At 70.5% G+C, this 17,771-nt stretch carries 16 protein-coding genes; 9 read left to right on the forward strand and 7 right to left on the reverse strand.

Going from position 1 to position 17,771, the window contains the following annotated elements:
• Positions 1-8: 8 nt before the first annotated feature.
• The gene (locus tag N5D62_RS19695) at positions 9-311 is read right to left on the reverse strand and encodes an urease subunit gamma (RefSeq protein WP_279759584.1); all 303 of its coding nucleotides are present in this window, start codon (positions 309-311) and stop codon (positions 9-11) included.
• Positions 312-537: 226 nt separating this feature from the next.
• Between N5D62_RS19695 and N5D62_RS19700 the strand changes: the two genes are divergently transcribed.
• Genes N5D62_RS19700 through N5D62_RS19715 form a run of 4 tightly spaced genes read left to right on the forward strand, consistent with a single transcriptional unit; the run spans position 538 to position 6,570 of the window.
• Positions 538-4,140 (forward strand): ATP-binding protein, encoded by a 3,603-nt coding sequence (locus N5D62_RS19700; protein WP_279759585.1) that lies wholly within the window; start codon positions 538-540, stop codon positions 4,138-4,140.
• Positions 4,137-5,162: a response regulator gene (locus tag N5D62_RS19705; protein WP_279759586.1), complete on the forward strand. Its 1,026-nt coding sequence runs from the start codon at positions 4,137-4,139 to the stop codon at positions 5,160-5,162. Before N5D62_RS19700 ends, N5D62_RS19705 begins: the two co-directional genes overlap by 4 nt.
• 54 nt (positions 5,163-5,216) lie before the next feature.
• Positions 5,217-5,687 carry an Rrf2 family transcriptional regulator gene (locus N5D62_RS19710; RefSeq protein WP_279759587.1) on the forward strand — a complete coding sequence of 157 codons (471 nt, stop codon included), beginning with the start codon at positions 5,217-5,219 and terminating at the stop codon, positions 5,685-5,687.
• Complete coding sequence (locus tag N5D62_RS19715) at positions 5,677-6,570, forward strand: NAD(P)/FAD-dependent oxidoreductase (protein WP_279759588.1); 894 nt, start codon at positions 5,677-5,679, stop codon at positions 6,568-6,570. Before N5D62_RS19710 ends, N5D62_RS19715 begins: the two co-directional genes overlap by 11 nt.
• Before the next feature lie 7 nt (positions 6,571-6,577).
• Here the strand turns inward: N5D62_RS19715 and N5D62_RS19720 are convergent, their stop codons facing one another.
• The 4 genes from N5D62_RS19720 to N5D62_RS19735 all read right to left on the reverse strand — a co-directional run bounded on the left by N5D62_RS19720 (position 6,578) and on the right by N5D62_RS19735 (position 9,592).
• A complete protein-coding gene (locus N5D62_RS19720) occupies positions 6,578-7,360 on the reverse strand; it encodes a hypothetical protein (RefSeq protein ID WP_279759589.1) in 783 nt (260 codons plus the stop codon).
• Between the two features lie 2 nt (positions 7,361-7,362).
• The gene (locus N5D62_RS19725) at positions 7,363-7,707 is read right to left on the reverse strand and encodes a hypothetical protein (RefSeq protein WP_279759590.1); all 345 of its coding nucleotides are present in this window, start codon (positions 7,705-7,707) and stop codon (positions 7,363-7,365) included.
• A 133-nt stretch (positions 7,708-7,840) separates the two neighbouring features.
• Positions 7,841-8,851, reverse strand: coding sequence for a hypothetical protein (locus N5D62_RS19730; protein WP_279759591.1), 1,011 nt, complete (start codon positions 8,849-8,851; stop codon positions 7,841-7,843).
• A 153-nt stretch (positions 8,852-9,004) separates the two neighbouring features.
• Positions 9,005-9,592, reverse strand: coding sequence for a 2OG-Fe(II) oxygenase (locus N5D62_RS19735; protein ID WP_279759592.1), 588 nt, complete (start codon positions 9,590-9,592; stop codon positions 9,005-9,007).
• 157 nt (positions 9,593-9,749) lie between these two features.
• Between N5D62_RS19735 and urtA the strand changes: the two genes are divergently transcribed.
• The 5 genes from urtA (at position 9,750) to urtE (ending at position 15,581) form a co-directional block, all read left to right on the forward strand.
• Positions 9,750-11,039: an urea ABC transporter substrate-binding protein gene (urtA, locus tag N5D62_RS19740; RefSeq protein ID WP_279759593.1), complete on the forward strand. Its 1,290-nt coding sequence runs from the start codon at positions 9,750-9,752 to the stop codon at positions 11,037-11,039.
• Positions 11,040-11,119: 80 nt separating this feature from the next.
• Entirely contained in the window at positions 11,120-12,727 is a 1,608-nt protein-coding gene (gene urtB / locus N5D62_RS19745; RefSeq protein ID WP_279759594.1) for an urea ABC transporter permease subunit UrtB, read from the forward strand.
• A 27-nt stretch (positions 12,728-12,754) separates the two neighbouring features.
• The gene (gene urtC, locus N5D62_RS19750; RefSeq protein ID WP_279759614.1) at positions 12,755-13,933 is read left to right on the forward strand and encodes an urea ABC transporter permease subunit UrtC; all 1,179 of its coding nucleotides are present in this window, start codon (positions 12,755-12,757) and stop codon (positions 13,931-13,933) included.
• Positions 13,930-14,766, forward strand: a complete 837-nt coding sequence (gene urtD, locus N5D62_RS19755; RefSeq protein WP_279759595.1) for an urea ABC transporter ATP-binding protein UrtD — start codon at positions 13,930-13,932, stop codon at positions 14,764-14,766. The genes urtC and urtD overlap by 4 nt, the downstream gene beginning before the upstream one ends.
• A 110-nt stretch (positions 14,767-14,876) precedes the next feature.
• A complete protein-coding gene (gene urtE / locus N5D62_RS19760; RefSeq protein WP_279759596.1) occupies positions 14,877-15,581 on the forward strand; it encodes an urea ABC transporter ATP-binding subunit UrtE in 705 nt (234 codons plus the stop codon).
• Positions 15,582-15,659: 78 nt separating this feature from the next.
• Here urtE and N5D62_RS19765 read toward each other — a convergent pair whose 3' ends face one another.
• Positions 15,660-16,649 (reverse strand): tripartite tricarboxylate transporter substrate binding protein, encoded by a 990-nt coding sequence (locus tag N5D62_RS19765; protein ID WP_279759597.1) that lies wholly within the window; start codon positions 16,647-16,649, stop codon positions 15,660-15,662.
• 125 nt (positions 16,650-16,774) lie between these two features.
• The gene (locus N5D62_RS19770; RefSeq protein WP_279759598.1) at positions 16,775-17,764 is read right to left on the reverse strand and encodes a hydroxymethylglutaryl-CoA lyase; all 990 of its coding nucleotides are present in this window, start codon (positions 17,762-17,764) and stop codon (positions 16,775-16,777) included.
• Positions 17,765-17,771 lie beyond the last annotated feature (7 nt).

The following is a 17,771-nucleotide window of genomic DNA, read 5'->3' on the forward strand; positions in this document are numbered from 1 at the left end:
CGGGGTCCTCAGGGGATGGGTTGATGGACGGTGACGAGCTTGGTGCCGTCGGGGAAGGTGGCCTCGACCTGGATGTCGGGGATCATTTCGGGCACGCCGTCCATGACGTCGTCGCGGGTGAGCAACTCACGGCCCGCTTTCATCATCTGGGCGACGGTCTTGCCTTCGCGGGCGCCTTCCATGACGGCGGCGCTGAGGTAGGCGACGGCTTCGGGGTAGTTGAGCTTCAGCCCCTTGGCCATGCGTCGCTCGGCGAGGAGCGCGGCGGTGAAGATCAGCAGCTTGTCCTTCTCTCTGGGCGTGAGTTCCATGGATCACCTTTCCTGAGGGAGGACTAGCAATCCCCATGCCGGTGCAAGAAAACGCGCACAGCGAGCGCCTCGTGGGGACTGGCGAGCGGGGGCTGTCTTCGGAAGTATTAGGGGGAATTTGCCGGCCGGGTAGGCCGGCAAAGGAGGACATGGAGAAGACAGCCCCCGCTTGCCAGTCTGGCGCTCGATCTCGGCACGTTTCCTGCAGCCTCCGCCTCGAACGCCCATGGACGCCCCACTCCCCTCCCCCGACGCCCCGCAGCACATCATCAAGCTGCGCCGGGACTACAACGCCTGGGTGGCGAGGGAGACGCTGGAGGATTACGCGCTGCGCTACACCCCGCACCGTTTCCGGCGCTGGTCGACCTGGCGTGTCGCCAACACGGCGTTCGGCGCGGCGTCCTTCCTGATCCTGGAGGCGGTCGGCGCCACGTTGCTGCTGCATTACGGCTGGACCAACGCGGCGCTGGCCATCCTGGCGACGGGGCTGATCATCTTCCTGGCGGGCTTGCCGATCAGCGTCTACGCCGCGCGCCATGGCGTGGACATGGACCTGCTGACGCGGGGCGCGGGTTTCGGCTACATCGGTTCGACGCTGACCTCGCTGATCTACGCGAGTTTCACTTTCATCTTCTTCGCGCTCGAGGCCGCCGTGATGGCTTATGCGTTGGAGCTGGCGTTGGACATTCCGCCGCAGTGGGGTTACCTGCTGTGCGCGCTGGTGGTGATCCCGCTGGTGACGCATGGCATCTCGGCGATCAGCCGGCTGCAGCTGTGGACGCAGCCGCTGTGGCTGGCGCTGCTGGTGCTGCCGTTCGCGTGGGTGGGGTGGCGCCATCCTGGTGCGTTCGACGGCATCACGACCCAAGTTGGGTCGCAGTCCGGGACGGCGGCCTTCGACGCGCACGCCTTCGGTGCGGCGTTGACGGTCGGGGTCGCGCTGATCACGCAGATGGGCGAGCAGGCGGACTACCTGCGCTTCATGCCGCGCCTGACCGCGCGCAACCGGGTCGGCTGGTGGGCGGCGGTGCTGGCGGGCGGGCCGGGGTGGATCGTGCTGGGCGTCTTGAAGATGCTGGGCGGCGCGATGCTGGCCTGGCTGGCGGTCAGCCACGCGGTGCCGCCGGAACGCGCGGTCGATCCCAATCAGATGTACCTGGCCGCCTACGAGTACGTCTTCCCCCGCTACGGCTGGGCGGTCGCGGCGACGGCGCTGTTCGTCGTCGTCTCGCAGCTGAAGATCAACGTCACCAACGCCTACGCCGGCTCGCTGGCGTGGAGCAACTTCTTCTCGCGGCTGACGCACAGCCATCCCGGCCGGGTCGTGTGGGTCGTGTTCAACACGCTCATCGCGTTCATGCTGATGTCGATGAACGTGTTCGAGGCGCTCGGCCACGTGCTCGGCCTGTACGCCAATCTGGCGATCGCCTGGATCATGGCGGTCGTCGCGGACCTGGTCATCAACAAGCCGCTGGGGCTGTCGCCTCCGGGCATCGAGTTCAAGCGCGCGCATCTGTATGACGTGAATCCGGTCGGCGTTGGCGCGATGGCGCTGGCCTCGGTGCTGTCGGTGGCGGCGCATCTGGGGGTGATGGGACCGATGGCGCAGGCGTGGTCCGCGGCGATCGCGATGGTGACGGCGCTGGTCGCCTCGCCGCTGATCGCGTGGGCGACCGAGGGGCGCTACTACCTCGCGCGGCCGGCGGGCGAGTTCGGTGGCGTTGGCGAGGTCGATCCAGGCGAACTCGGGCCCGGCGAGCCCGGCACCGGCAAGTTCGGCGGCGCGAGCGGCGAGGCGGCTGCTGTCGCCGTCCATCGCTGCGTGATCTGCGAGCGCGATTACGAGGGCCCCGACATGGCGCACTGCCCCGCCTACCGCGGGGCGATCTGCTCGTTGTGCTGCACGCTGGACGCGCGCTGCGGCGACCTGTGCAAGCCGCGCGCGAACCTGTCGGCGCAATGGACGGCGGCGTTGCGCCGCGTGTTGCCGCGTCGTGTCTGGCCTTATCTCGACACGGGCCTTGGCCACTACCTGCTGCTGATGGGCGTGATCACGCCGCTGCTGGCGACGCTGTTCGGCCTGCTCTATCACCAGCAGCTGCAGCAGTTGCCGCCGCTGATCGACGCGGCGGCGCAGGAGGCCTTGCGCGCCAGCCTGCGCGCGGGGCTGCTGAAGGCCTTCTTCGCCTTGCTGCTGGTGGCCGGCACGGTCGCGTGGTGGCTGGTGCTGGCGCATCAGAGCCGCGAGGTCGCGCAGGAGGAGTCCAAGCGCCAGACGCAGGCGCTGATGCGCGAGATCGCTTCGCACCGACGCACCGACGAGGCGCTGCAGGGCGCGCGCCACCAAGCCGAGCGCGCGCAGGCCGCGGCCGAGGCGGCCAACCAGGCCAAGAGCCGCTACATCAGCACCATCAGCCATGAACTGCGCACGCCGCTGAACAGCATCCTGGGCTACGCGCAGCTGATGGCGGCCGACGCCTCGCTGCCGCCGCAGCGGCGGCAGGCGGTGCAGGTGATCAAGCGCGGTGGCGAGCACCTGATGCAGCTGATCGACGGCACGCTGGACATCGCCCGCATCGAGGCCGGGCGGCTGAGCCTGGAGCCGGCGCCGGTCCGCTTCGCCGACCTGTTGCGGGAACTGGCCGACATGTTCGAGCCGCAGGCCGCAGCGAAGGGCCTCGGCTTCCGCTTCGAGCCGCACGGGACCTTGCCCGAATGGGTGCGGGCCGACGAACGCCGCCTGCGCCAGATCCTCATCAACCTGCTGGGCAACGCGATCAAGTTCACCGCCGAGGGCGAGGTCGTGCTGCGCGTGCGCCATGGCCGCGAGATGGCGACGGTGGAGATCGCGGACACCGGGCCCGGGTTGGATGCGGCGGAACTGGCGCGGATCTTCGAGCCCTTCGCCCGCGGGGCGAGCGGCGCCGGCGGCGCGCCGGGCGCGGGACTGGGCCTGACGATCGCGAAGATGCTGACCGAGCTGATGGGCGGCGAGATGTCGGCGAGCAGCGCGCCAGGGCGCGGATCGACCTTCCGCGTGCGGCTGTTCGTGCCGGAGCTGCACGGCCGCGTGCCCGATGACACGCGGCATCGGCGCCCGGCGCCGGAGCGCACCCGGCTCGACGGCGTCTCGCCGCGCGTGCTGGTCGTCGACAACGAGTCGGACGACCGGCACCTGCTGATCGAGCTGCTGGAGCCGCTCGGCTTCACCGTGCGGGAGGCGTCGAGCGGCCATGACGCGCTGGACCTGGTGGCGGCTGGCTGGGTGCCGGACGCGGTGCTGATGGACCTGGCGATGCCGGGCATCGACGGCTGGGAAACGATCCGCCGGTTGCGGCGGATGCTGGAGGACCTGGGCGTCCGCCCGCCCGTCATCGCGATCGTGTCGGCCAACGCGTTCGAGCGCGGGCAGGAGAACGATGCCGGCATCGACGCGCGCGACTTCATCCTGAAGCCGGTGCGGCATGAACTGCTGCTGGACTGGTTGACCGAGCGGCTGTCGCTGCGTTGGCGCGCCGATGCGGGGACCGTGCCGGGCGCTGCGGCTTCTGCGGCCGCGATCGCCGTCGAACCGCCTGCGCCGGTCGAGATCCCGCCGCCGGCGCAGCTCGCGGGACTGCGCGAGGCGCTCGAGCTCGGCTACTACCGGGGCGTGATGCAGCAGCTCGACGAGATCGAGGCGACCGCCCCGCGCTGGCGCGCCTTCTGCGAGACGCAGCGGGCGCTGGCCAGGCAATTCCAGTTCGAGGCGATGCTGCGCGGCCTGATGCGCGGCGAGGCGCGCGGCGAAGTGCCCGCGAATGACGACCTGCCGGACCGACCGCGATGAACACGCCGCTTCCCTCCTCCGTGGCCGCGCTGCTGGACCGCCAGCCGGGCGACCGGGTCCTGCTGGTCGACGACGTGCCGGACAACCTGTCGCTGCTGCATGACGCGCTGGACGAGCACGGCTACACGGTGCTCGCGGCGACCAGCGGCGAAGCGGCGCTGGCCTGCGCGCAGCAGGGCCGGCCCGACATCGTGCTGCTGGACGCGATGATGCCGGGCATGGACGGCTTCGAGGTCGCGCGGCGATTGAAGGCCGATCCGTCGACGGCGCACATGCCGATCATCTTCATGACCGGGCTGACGGAGACGGAGCACCTGGTCGCCGCGCTGCAGGCCGGCGGTGTCGACTACGTGACCAAGCCGCTGGACCCGCGGGCGGTGCTCGCAAGGATGCAGGTCCACCTGCAGGGCGCTCGGCAGGCGCGGCAGACGCGACAGGCGCTGGACGCGTTCGGGTACGCGAGCATCGCGGTGCGGGCGTCGTCGGGCCGGCTGTTGTGGCAGACGCCGCTGGCGCGAGAGCTGCTGCAGCTCTACTACGGCACGGTGGCGCCGCAGACGCCGGCACCGGTGCTCGCGTGGCTGCGCAGGTGCCTGGCGGAGATGGCGTCGAGCGGCCCGGGCGCGGGCTCGCCGGCGCAGGAACCGCCGCGGCTGAGCGCCGAGCTCGGCGCGCGGCGGCTGAGCTTCCGGCTGCATCACTGCATCGGCGGCGACGAGACGCCCGGCAGCGGCCTGGCGGGCGGCGACTGGCTGATCGTGATGCGCGAGGTGTCGGACGCGGCGGTGATCCGCTCGCTGGGCCTGGCCTTCAGCCTGACGGCGCGCGAGGGCGAGGTGCTGTACTGGGTGGTGAAGGGCAAGATCAACCGCGACATCGGGGAGATCCTCGGGGCCAGTCCGGCGACGGTGAAGAAGCACCTGGAGCGGATCCACGCCAAGCTGGGGGTCGAGACCCGCACCGCGGCCGCAGCGATGGCGCTCACGCGGGTGAGGGAGATGCATCCGCAGTGGGAGGTGTGAGGCTGGGAAGCCTCGTCGTCGACAAGGCCTTTCTCATGCAACACATAATGTTCCATGAGAGTCAACAGCCAACTGTCCGATGTCCTTCACGTGCTGCTGCACATGGCCGAGAGGGACACCCCCGCCACGTCCGAGGCGCTCGCCGCGGCGATGCGGACGAATCCCGTCGTGCTGCGCCGCCTGATGGGCGGCCTGCGCGAAGCGGGCTTCGTCTCCTCCGCCAAGGGCCACGGCGGCGGCTGGGTGATCTCCTGCCCGCTCGACCGCATCACGCTGCGCGACGTCCATGAGGCGCTCGGCGCGCCGGGGCTGGTGTCGCTCGGCTTCCGCGAGGAGCACCCCGACTGCCTGGTCGCCCGCGCCGTCAACGACGCGCTCGGCAACGCGGTGCAGGAGGCCGAAGCGGTGCTGCTCAAGCGGCTCGGCGGCGTGACGCTCGCCACCCTGTCCCAGGACTTCCATCGCCGCATGGTCGAGACCGGCCACGCGCCCCATCGCCTCGAGGAGCACCACCATGAAGATTGATTTCGCCGTCATCGGCGGCAGCTATGCCGGACTCTCCGCCGCGCTCCAGCTGGCGCGGGCGCGTCGCCAGGTCCTCGTCGTCGACGCGGGACGCCGCCGCAACCAGTGCGTCGACGACCACGATGGCGAGGCCCACGGTTTCCTGACCCAGGATGGTCGCGCGCCCGGCGCGATCGCGGAGGAAGGACTGCGCCAGCTGCGCCGTTATCCAACGGTGCACTGGATGGCCGGTCTCGCCGACAACGCCCGTGTCGCGCCGGACGGCCGGCTCGAATTCCACGTCGGCGATGTCGCCGTCAGCGCCGGGCGGCTGATCCTCGCCACCGGCGTGCGCGACGAACTCCCGCCGGTGCCCGGTCTCGCCGAGCGCTGGGGGCGCAGCGTCTTCCACTGCCCCTATTGCCATGGCTATGAGACGGACCAGGGGCAGATCGGCATCGTCGCGGCGTCGGCGCTGGCGCAGCACCACGCGCTGATGCTGCCGGATTGGGGGCAGCCGACGTTGTTCCTCAATGGCGCCTACGAGCCGAGCGCCGAGGACCTCGACGCGTTCGCCCGCCGCGGCACGCGCGTGGAGCCCACGCCGATCGCGCGCATCGACGGCTTCGCGGACGTGGTCCTCCAGGATGGGCGGCGGCTGACGATGAACGGGCTGTTCACGCAGCCGCGCACGCAGATCGTGAGCCCGGTCGCGGCGCAGCTCGGCTGCGCGATGGAGGATGGCCCGATGGGCCCGTTCATCAAGGTCGGCCAGATGCAGGACACCAGCGTCCCGAACGTCTTCGCCTGCGGGGACGCCGCGCGCGCCGCCGGCAGCGTCACGCTGGCCGTCTCGGACGGCGCGATGGCGGGCCTCGCGGCGCATCGCGCGTCGATGGCCTGACCGGCGGTCAGCCCTCGCCGGTGCGGCGTTCCGCCTGCATCGATCGGACCCCGTCGAGCTGACGAGCGCAGGCGGGGACGATCGCCTCGAGCAGGTCCGCATCGATCGCCTCCAGCACGTCGATGCCGTACAGCCGGAACGCTTTCCGGCCCGCTGCGCTCTTCGCGAGATGGAAGAGCCGTTGGACGGCCGCGCCCACGCGGGAGGCGAATTCCTCGTTCCCCGATGCCTGAGAGAACAGCGCCGCCTTGGCCACCTGGATGCCCCATCGCGCCTGCGTCTCGACGTGGTCGCCCTTGCTCCCGCGCAGGCCCGCCAGGTTGTGAATGCGCGACTCGAGGACGTCGAAGGGATCCATCACGCGAAGGACGTGACCTCCGCCAAGATCGAAGGAAAGGCAGCCCGCGATGACTCGTCGCGTGAAGACGCCGCACTTGCGAAGGCCGCCGTGAGCGAACAGCAGATGCAGGACGTCGACGTTGCCTTCCCTGCCCGCGGTCGTCGGAATCCGCACCTGCGCGACCAGCGAGGTGCGCGCGGTCTTCCTCGGCAGCTCGATGCGCGCCCGAAGGCGACGAGCGATTTCCTGGGCGTCCGCCACGCTGCCGATGACGTCCGCGTCCGCGGTCACCGCCGCGCCCTCCGTGGGGATGCCGAAGCGGTTCATCCAGAAGCCCAGCGCCTGGCCGCCCACGAGGATGACCCCGGGCGGCAGGCTGGTGAGCACGCGCTCAAGCAAGACGCCGTTCAACGGCGCTTCGTCATCCGGGATCGAGGGCTGCGTGGTCATGGTCAATAGGGCGAGTCCAAGGCCTTCGCATTCTTCGCCCGTCTCGCGGTGACGCCGATCGTCGCGTCGGGAGCCGCCTTGCCAGACTTGACCGCTTCGATGTCGCGCGCCTGCTCGACCCGCTTGGCGGCGCGCAGTTCATCCTCCACGCGAACCAACGCCTGGCTGCCGTGGTCCCCGCGGAGCAACTCCAGCAGCGTCTGGGAGCGGACACCGGACGCCTCCAGCGCCTGACCGATGCGCGCCCAGAACTCCACTTGCTGGGCCGCCGATCGGGCGACGAACTCACCAGTCTCCTGGGCGTCGCGGAACAGCTGGTTGCTGATTCGAATCGAGTTCGAGTTCATGATCCTCTCCCGTCGCAAACTGCCGCATAGTGCTTCAATATGCTGCAGTTTGCCACACGCTCAAGCAGAGGCGAAAACGACGAAGGCCCCTTTCGGGGCCTTCGTCATGCATGCGTCGATCGCGCCGTGATCGTCAGGGCAGACGCATCCGATCGCCCTCGCGAGCCTCGGCGGACTGATCGCGACCGCGGCCGACGCGGTACACCACGCGCAGCGTCTTGCTCTCGCCATACGCCGGATCGCGCCCAGCCAGGTCGTTGTCGACCCGCACGTCCAACGAGCCGCCGCGGCTGATGTTGCGCAGGCGGTCCGTCACGTCGATGGAACGCAGGCCGCTGCCGTAGGTCGCGCGCACGATCGTCAGCTGATCGCGCCCCGGGTTGTAGCCGCCGCCCGAGCCCGAACCCGGCCGGCCATCCCAGCCGCCGTTCCATCCCGCCTGGCCCCAGTCGCCACGGCCCCAGCCGGAGAACTGGCTGCCGTCGATCCACGAGCCCTCGCGGTACTCGAAGGTCCGGATCTGCCCATTGGCGCGGTCGCGGGCGAAGATGCGCAGCGTCTTCGTGCGGCCCACCGCCGGGTCGTCGCGGAACAGGTCGTTGGTCACCCGCACCCGGGCGTCGCGCCGCGCCAGCTCGCGCAGGCGGCCGGTCACGTCGATGCTCGCGTCGGGAATGCCGTAGCGCGCGCCGAGGATCGCGTACGCGCCATCGTCACGGCCACCGCCGCCGCCTTCCCAGCCGCCATTGCCGCCGCCCTGGCCCCACTCGCCACCGCGCCAGCCGGTGAAGTCGTTGCCGTCGATGACGCTGCCTTCCGGGAACTCGAAAGTGCGGGTCTGGCCGTCACGGCTGCGCGCGTAGATGCGCAGCGTCTTCGTCTGGCCGTAGGCCGGGTCGTTGCCGAAGAACTCGTTGCTCACCCGCACGCGGTCGTCGCGCCGGGCGAGTTCGCGCAGCCGGTCGGTCACGTCCATGTTGCGCTGCGCCGTGCCGTACCGGGCATTCATGATCTGCCATTGGCCATCGTCGCGCGCGAACGCCGACGTGCCGCTCAGCAGCGAGATCAGCAGCATCGCCGCCATCAGCAGCGCCCGCGCGATCGCGTGGTGGGGCCGCGTGGCCGGCATCAGGGTTGAAGTCATCGTGTGCACGGTACCTCCTGGTTCGTTCATGTTGTCTGGTGTCCTGCGGGTCCGCCTTCCTCGACGGCCCCGGCGGGCCGTCGCCCGGGAAGGGCCGGACCTTGCCACAACGGCGTGACGCGGAGGTCGGTAGACGCCCCCCCGGCCAAGGTGTTACGACCGGTCACTCGATGCGCCGAACCGATCGGCCTCGATCTCCGACGCCGGCGCGTACATCACGTCGGAGCGCAGCACGTACTTGACGCCCGCCGTGACCTCGCTGCCCTCGTGCCAGGTGTCGTGGATGAACAGCAGCGCGGTGCCGGTCTCCGGCTGCACGACGAAGTCCCGGAAGTCGGTGCCGCCGCCGGCGAAGCCGTCGTTCAGGTAGACCAGGAAGGTCAGCCGGCTGACCCGGCCGTCCTCGCGCCACGGCCCGTCCTTGTGCATGCGGAAGCGCTGCCCCGGCGAGTACCGGTAGAAGCGCAGGTCCTTGGGCAGTCCCACCGCGCGCTGGCCGTCGAGCTCGGGCAGCGGCAGTCCGCGCAGCCGCTCCCAGAGCCGCGCGACCCAGTCGGCGCTCTCGACCATCGCGCGCTCGTTGTTGCGGATGTCGGTGAGCATCTTCGGACCGAGGTAGGTCCGCACCGTCGCCGCCTCGAAGCCGCCCTGCTCGGCCAGCGCGGTCACCTCGGCGCATTCCGCGGGCGACAGGAACCCCGGCACGGTGAAGACGCGGTCGTTGTGGACATGGATCTGCATGGCCGGCGATTCTCCCCCGGCGTCGCGCCGCCGCCCCACGTACGCCATGTGCCGTATAGGCCGCCCGGCCCCCCGTTCCTAGCATCCGGTCACTTCCCGAAGTCTTGCGAAGTCCAGCGGCGCCGCCCGGCGCCCTCCCCATCCACCGGAGCCCTCCATGTCCTCGCATCCGACGAAAGCCCCCCGCCGCCTAACGCTCAAGACGCTGGCCGTCGCCGGCGCGCTGGCCGGCCTGAACCTCGCCGCCCTGCCCGCCTTCGCCGCCGACACCATCAAGGTCGGCGTGCTGCACAGCCTGTCGGGCACGATGGCCATCTCCGAGACCGTGCTCAAGGACACCGTCCTGATGGCGATCGACGAGATCAACGCCAAGGGCGGCGTGCTCGGCAAGAAGCTCGAGCCGGTGGTCGTCGACCCGGCCTCCAACTGGCCGCTCTTCGCCGAGAAGACCCGCCAGCTGCTGACCCAGGACAAGGTCGCGGTGATCTTCGGCTGCTGGACCTCGGTGTCGCGCAAGTCGGTGCTGCCGGTCGTCGAGGAGCTCAACGGCCTGCTCTTCTACCCGGTGCAGTACGAGGGCGAGGAACTCAGCAAGAACGTCTTCTACACCGGCGCCGCGCCCAACCAGCAGGCCATCCCCGCCGTCGACTACCTGATGTCCAAGGACGGCGGCGGCGCCAAGCGCTGGGTGCTGCTGGGCACCGACTACGTCTACCCCCGCACCACCAACAAGATCCTGCGCGCCTACCTCAAGAGCAAGGGCGTGAAGGACTCGGACATCGACGAGAAGTACACCCCCTTCGGCCACAGCGACTACCAGACCATCGTCGCCGACATCAAGAAGTTCTCCGCCGGCGGCAAGACCGCGGTGGTGTCCACCATCAACGGCGACTCCAACGTGCCCTTCTACAAGGAACTCGGCAACGCCGGCCTGAAGGCCAAGGACGTGCCGGTGGTCGCGTTCTCGGTCGGCGAGGAGGAACTGCGCGGCGTCGACACCAAGCCGCTGGTGGGACACCTGGCGGCGTGGAACTACTTCATGTCGATCAAGAACCCGACCAACGACGCGTTCATCAAGAAGTGGTCGGCCTATGCCAAGGCGAAGAACATCCCGGGCCACAAGGACAAGCCGCTGACCAACGACCCGATGGAGGCCACCTACATCGGCATCAACATGTGGAAGCAGGCCGTCGAGAAGGCCAAGTCGACCGACGTCGACAAGGTCATCGCGGCGATGGGCGGCCAGACCTTCAGCGCGCCGTCGGGCATCACCTCGACGATGGACGAGAAGAACCACCACCTGCACAAGTCGGTGTTCATCGGGGAGATCCGCGCGGACGGGCAGTTCAACGTGGTGTGGAAGACGCCGGCGCCGGTGAAGGCCAAGCCGTGGAGCCCGTACATCGCGGGCAACGAAGGCAAGCCTGACGAGCCGGTGAAGAAGTAAGGCACCGCGCGTCGCGCACGACCCTCACCCCCACCCTCTCCCGCAGTGCGGGAGAGGGCGTTGCGAGAGACCGCTTCACCATGATCCAGTTCCTTCGCCGGTGCGCCGCGCTGCTGCCGGTAGCCCTGTTGTCGCTCGCGCCGGTCGCCCACGCGCTGACGCAGCCGCAGGCGCTCTCCGTCGCGCAGGGCGAGACCGACGACCGCATCGCGGCGATCGGCCGGCTCGTCGCCGCGCCGGACGCGCGCACCGCGGCGCTGCTGCAGGCGATGGCCGATGAGCGCCTCAAGCTCACACCCGACCACCGCGTGCTGATCGCCGTCGACACCGGCGTCGTCGACGCGGCGACCGGCGCCGCCGTGGCGCTGGCGCCGGATGCGTTGTCCTCGCTCGAGGACGTGATGCTCAACAACCGGCTGCGTGGAGAGCTCGACGGCGCCCTCGCCGCGCTGCATCTGTCCAGCGCCGACAAGGGCGAGCGCCTCGCCGCCGCGAAGGCGCTGCTCGACTCCGGCGGCGACGACGGGCGCGTCGCGCTGCTCGACGGCGCGATCGCCCGGGAACAGGACGGCACCGTCCTCGACGCGCTCAAGCTCGCCCGCGCCGCCGCGCTGGCCGCGAGTCCCGACACCGCGAAGCGCCTCGAGGCCGCGAAGCTCCTCGGCGAATCCCACAGCCCGGAGACCCGGCTGCTGCTCAACCAGCGCCTGGCCGACGAAGCCGACCCCGAGGTCCAGCGCGCGCTCAAGCGCTCGCTGCGCGCGGTCGAGGACACCCTGGCCTGGGGCGAACGCCTGGGCGCGCTGTTCACCGGCGTCAGCCTGGCCAGCATCCTGCTGCTGGTCGCGTTGGGCCTGGCGATCACCTACGGCCTGATGGGCGTGATCAACATGGCCCATGGCGAGCTGATGATGATCGGCGCCTACGCGACCTACCTCGTCCAGGTCGCCTTCCGGCAATGGCTGCCGGGCGCCTTCGACCTCTACCTGCTCGTGGCGATGCCGGCCGCCTTCCTCGCGTCGGCGCTGGTCGGCGCCGCGCTGGAGCGCAGCGTCATCCGCTGGCTCTACGGCCGGCCGCTGGAGACGCTGCTGGCCACCTGGGGCCTGAGCCTGGCGCTGATGCAGGCGGTGCGCTCGCTGTTCGGCGCGCAGAACGTGGCCGTCGAGAGCCCGTCGTGGATGGGCGGCTCGCTCGCGCTGCTGCCGGGCCTGGCGCTGCCGACCAACCGGATCGCCATCATCGTCTTCGCGCTGGCGGTGCTGGGCGGCATGTCGCTGCTGATCGCGCGCACGCGGCTGGGCCTGTTCGTCCGCGCCGTCACGCAGAACCGCCCGATCGCGTCCTGCATGGGCGTGCCCACCGCCCGCGTGGACACCTACGCCTTCGCGCTCGGCTCCGGCCTGGCCGGACTGGCCGGTTGCGCGCTGAGCCAGGTCGGCAACGTCGGCCCGGACCTGGGCCAGAGCTACATCGTCGACGCCTTCATGGTGGTCGTGCTGGGCGGCGTCGGCCAACTGGCCGGCACGGTGCTGGCCGCGCTGGGACTGGGCCTGGCGAACAAGGCGCTCGAAGGCGTCGTCGGCGCGGTGCTCGCCAAGATCGCCGTGCTGCTGTTCATCATCGTCTTCATCCAGAAGCGCCCGCAGGGGCTGTTCGCGGTCAAGGGCCGCGCCCAGGAGACCTGAATGCGCGCCGACCCCGACGCCCCCGCCATGACCTCCCCTCCGCCCCTCGCGCCCGCTGCGCCAGCCGCTGCACGGCCGGACGCCCGCGCCGTGGCGCTGACGCTGCCTCAGCGGCCGGCCCTGCTCAGCCGCGCCGGCTGGCTCGCCGTGCTGGCGGCGCTCACCGTCGCCTGCGTGCTGCTGCCCGCGCTCAACCTGCTCGTGCCGCCCGGCCATGCGCTGCATGTCGACGGCTACTGGATCAGCCTGCTGGGCAAGTTCTGCTGCTACGCGATGTGCGCGCTGGCGATGGACCTGATCTGGGGCTTCGCCGGCATCCTGTCGCTGGGCCACGGCCTGTACTTCGCGCTCGGCGGCTACGCGATGGGCATGTACCTGATGCGCCAGATCGGCACCGAGGGCCAATCCCGCAGCACGCTGCCGGACTTCATGATCTTCCTGGACTGGAAGGAGCTGCCCTGGCACTGGGCGCTCAGCGACAGCTTCGCCGCGACGCTGCTGCTGGTGCTGCTGGTGCCGGGCGGGATCGCCTTCGTGTTCGGCTATTTCGCGTTCCGCTCGCGCATCAAGGGCGTGTACTTCTCCATCATCACGCAGGCGATGACCTACGCCGCGATGCTGCTGTTCTTCCGCAACGAGACCGGCTTCGGCGGCAACAACGGCTTCACCGACTTCAAGCGGCTGCTGGGCCTGTCGATCACGACGCCGGGCATGCGCATGGCGCTGTTCGTGCTGAGCGCGCTGGCGCTGGCCGGCTGCGCGCTCGGGCTGCGCTGGCTGACGCGCGCGAAGTTCGGCCGCGTGCTCGGCGCGGTGCGCGACGCCGAGTCGCGGCTGATGTTCTGCGGCTACTCGCCGCTGCCCTACAAGCTGGCCGCCTGGGTGCTGTCGGCGCTGATCTGCGGCCTGGCCGGCGCGCTGTATGTGCCGCAGGTCGGGATCATCAACCCCGGCGAGATGAGCGTCGCCAACTCGATCGAGATCGCCGTCTGGGCCGCCGTCGGCGGGCGCGGCACGCTGGTCGGCCCGATCGCCGGCGCGTTCGCGGTCAACGGCGCCAAGAGCTGGCTGACGCAGGTCGCACCGGAGTACTGGCTGTACCTGCTGGGCGCGCTGTTCGTCGCGGTGACGCTGTTCATGCCGGACGGCATCGCCGGGCTGCTCAAGCGCAAGTTCGGGAAGAAGTCCGAGGAGACCGCCCCATGAGCCCCGACCTGCTCGAGCAAGGCAGCGACCGGCTGCGCGCCGCCAGCGGTCCCGGCTACGGCCGCGTCGTGCTGCCGGGCCAGCTGGACCTGGCGCACGGCCGCATCCTGTACCTGGAGGACGTGCACGTCAGCTTCGACGGCTTCCGCGCGATCAACGGCCTGTCGATCGACATCGCGCCCGGCGAGCTGCGCTGCATCATCGGCCCCAACGGCGCGGGCAAGACCACGATGATGGATCTCATCACCGGCAAGACCCGGCCGGACCGCGGCACCGTGTTCTTCGGCGGCACCATCGACCTGCTGCGCCACAGCGAGGCCGAGATCGCGCAGCTCGGCATCGGGCGCAAGTTCCAGCGGCCCACCGTGTTCGAGGCGCTCAGCGTGGTGGAGAACCTCGAGCTTGCGCTGCAGGGCTCGCGCGCGCTGCGGGCGTCGCTGTGGGACACGCTGACCGGCGCGCAGAAGGACCGGCTCGCCGAGGTGCTGACGCTGATCCGGCTGCAGGACCGCATGACGCGCGCGGCCGGGCTGCTGAGCCACGGGCAGAAGCAGTGGCTGGAGATCGGCATGCTGCTGGTGCAGGACCCGAAGCTGCTGTTGCTGGACGAGCCGGTGGCCGGCATGACCGACCAGGAGACCGAACGCACCGCGGAGCTGATCCTGACGCTCAAGGGCCGGCACAGCATCGTCGTCGTCGAGCACGACATGGGCTTCGTCGACCGCATCGCGGAGAAGGTCACCGTGCTGGCGGAGGGCTCGGTCCTGGCCGAAGGCACGCTGGCGCAGGTGCAGGCCGACGAACGCGTGATCGAGGTGTACCTTGGGAGATAGGACCCACCCCCTGCCGGCTTCGCCGGCCCCCTCAAGGGGGCGACCCCGATGGCCCGGCGAAGCCGGTTCCATGGGGTCCGCTTGCTTTGATAACGACGAGATGCCATTTCATGCTCATCGCTGAGTCCATTCACCAGTACTACGGCGGCTCGCACATCCTGCGCGACGTGTCGGTGAGCGCAACGCCGGGCCGCATCACCGTGCTGCTGGGGCGCAACGGCGTGGGCAAGACCAGCCTGCTCAAGAGCCTGATGGGGCTGGTGCCGGTCCGCGCGGGCCGCGTGACGCTGGCCGGTGCCGACATCACGCGCGCGACGCCGTACCAGCGCGCGCGGGCCGGCATCGGCTACGTGCCGCAAGGGCGCGAGATCTTCGCGCGGCTGACGGTCGAGGAGAACCTGCGCATGGGGCTGGCGAGCAAGCCTGGTGGGACGCCGATCCCGGAGCACCTCTACGCGCTGTTCCCGGTGCTCCAGCAGATGCTGCGGCGCCGCGGCGGCGACCTGTCCGGCGGCCAGCAGCAGCAACTGGCGATCGCGCGGGCGCTGGCGGCGTCGCCGCGGCTGCTGATCCTGGACGAGCCCACCGAAGGCATCCAGCCGAGCATCATCAAGGACATCGGCCGGGTGATCCGGCGGCTCGCCGACGAGGGCCTCGACGGCCACCCGGTCGCGATCCTGCTGTGCGAGCAGTACTACGACTTCGCCGCGGAACTCGCCGACGAGTTCCTCGTGCTGGAGCGCGGCAGCGTCATCGCGCGGGGCGACCACGCGGCGATGCAGACGCCGGAGATCCGCGGGCTGGTGGCGATCTGAGCGCGATCCGAGGGCCGGCGCCGCCAGCGGTATCGCTTGCCCGCGACGCGCCCTCTCGCCGCTCCGCTCGCGACGGCCTCAGTCCGCCTGGATCTTGGCGGCGCTGATGACCTTGCCCCAGCGCAGGAACTCGGCATCCGAATGCGCCTGCAGTTGCTGCGGATTCATGTAGTCCGCGGTGGCGCCGAGCTCGGCGGCCTTCTTCTTGAACTCGGGCGTGGCCATGATCTTCTGGATCTCGGCGGTCAGCTTGTCGACGACCGCCTGCGGCACCTTGGCCGGCGCGAACACCGCGAACCACGAGCCCGCGTCCAGGTTGGGCAGTCCCGCCTGCGCCGCGGTCGGCACGTCGGGCAGCGAGGACAGGCGCTCCTTGCCGGTCACCGCGACCGCGCGCAGCTTGCCCGAGGCGATGAAGGGCATGAACGGCGGCGGCGTGCCGAAGGTCAGGTCGACCTGGCCGCCCAGCAGGTCCTGCAGCGCCGGGCCGGTGCCCTTGTAGGGGACGTGGATCATCTGGATGCCGGCCTGCTGCTCCAGCATCACGCCGGTGACGTGCTGCAGCGAGCCGTTGCCCGACGACGCGAACGACAGCTTGCCGGGGTTCTTCTTCGCGTAGGCGAGCAGCTCCGCGGTGGTCTTCGCCGGCACACCCTCGCGCACGACGATCAGCTGCGGCGCGGTCAGCACGTTGGCCACCGGGCGCAGGTCCTTCAAGTCCCAGGCCGCCTTCTGGATGTGCGGCGTGATCACGTGATACCCGGAGTACTGCATCAGGATCGTGTAGCCGTCCGGCTCCGCGCGCTTGGTCGCGATGGCGGCCAGCGCGCCGCTGGCGCCGGAGCGGTTGTCCACCACCACGGTCTGGCCCAGCGCCTTGCCCAGCGGCTCGGCCAGCATGCGCGCGGCGATGTCCGTGGTGCCGCCCGGCGCGGCGCCGACCAGCATCGTGATCGGCTTGTTGGGGTAAGGCGACTGCGCCTGCGCGGTGGCGACCGGCGCCAGCGCGCCCAGGGAGGTCGCGCTCAGCGCGGCGGCCGCGACGAGGCGGCGGCGGAGATGGTTCATGGGTGTCTCCAGGAAGGGCCGCTCGGGGCGGCGTTGTCGTTGATGCGAATCGGGTGATCGGGAATGGGGGACGGGCGTCCGAAGGGCTCGGGATCGGCGTTAGACCGCCGGCGTGGTCCGGGCGGTCAGGCCTCGCGGGCCAGCGCGCGCTCGCGGATCGCGTCGAAGTCGCGCGGCTTCGGATGCAGGTCCAGCCGCCGGCCGGCGCTGACGATCTGGCTCGGCACCGGATGACCGATCAGCGGCGGCAGCCGCTTCGCCGCGGCGATCAGCCGCTCCAGGTCGACGCCGGTGTCGCAGCCCATCAGCTGCAGCGCATGGACGATCTCCTCGGTGCAGACGTTGCCGGTCGCGCCCGGCGCGTACGGACAGCCGCCGATGCCGCCCAGCGACGCGTCGAAGCGGTCCGCTCCGGCGTCGATCGCCGCGATCACGTTGGCCAGGCCCATGCCGCGCGTGTTGTGGAAGTGCAGCGTCAGCTCGGCGCCGGGCCAGCACTCGCGGAACGCGCGCACCAGGCCGACCACCTGCGTCGGATAAGCCATGCCGGTCGTGTCGCACAGCGTCACGCCGCGCGCGCCGAGGTCGTCGATGAATCGCCCGCACCAGTCCAGCACCGTCCCGACCGGCACGTCGCCCTCCATCGGGCAGCCGAACGAGCACGACAGCGACACGTTCACCGCGGTACCGGCCTGGTGCGCCATCGCGGCGACCTCGGCCAGGCCGGCGAAGGACTGCGCGCGGGTCATGCGCAGGTTGGACAGGTTGTGGCTCTCGCTGGCCGACATCACCAGGTTGAGCTCATCGGCGCGGGCGTCGATCGCGCGCTCGGCGCCGCGGACGTTGGGCACCAGCACGGTGTAGACGACGCCCGGCTTGCGCGCGATGCCGCGCATCACCTCGGACGCGTCGGCCAGCACCGGGATCGCCTTGGGGGAGACGAAGGCGGTGACCTCGACCTTGGCCAGGCCGGCCTCGGACAGCGCGTCCACCAGCGCGATCTTGTCGGCGGTCGGCACGAAGGCGGTCTCGGCCTGCAGGCCGTCGCGGGTGCCGACGTCCTGCATGAAGATGCGGCGGCCGGCGCCGGTCCAGACGGGGGAAGCAGCAGTCATCGCGGCA

Origin of the sequence: Mitsuaria sp. GD03876, from assembly GCF_029840635.1 — a bacterium.
Classification (GTDB): Bacteria; Pseudomonadota; Gammaproteobacteria; order Burkholderiales; family Burkholderiaceae_C; genus Roseateles.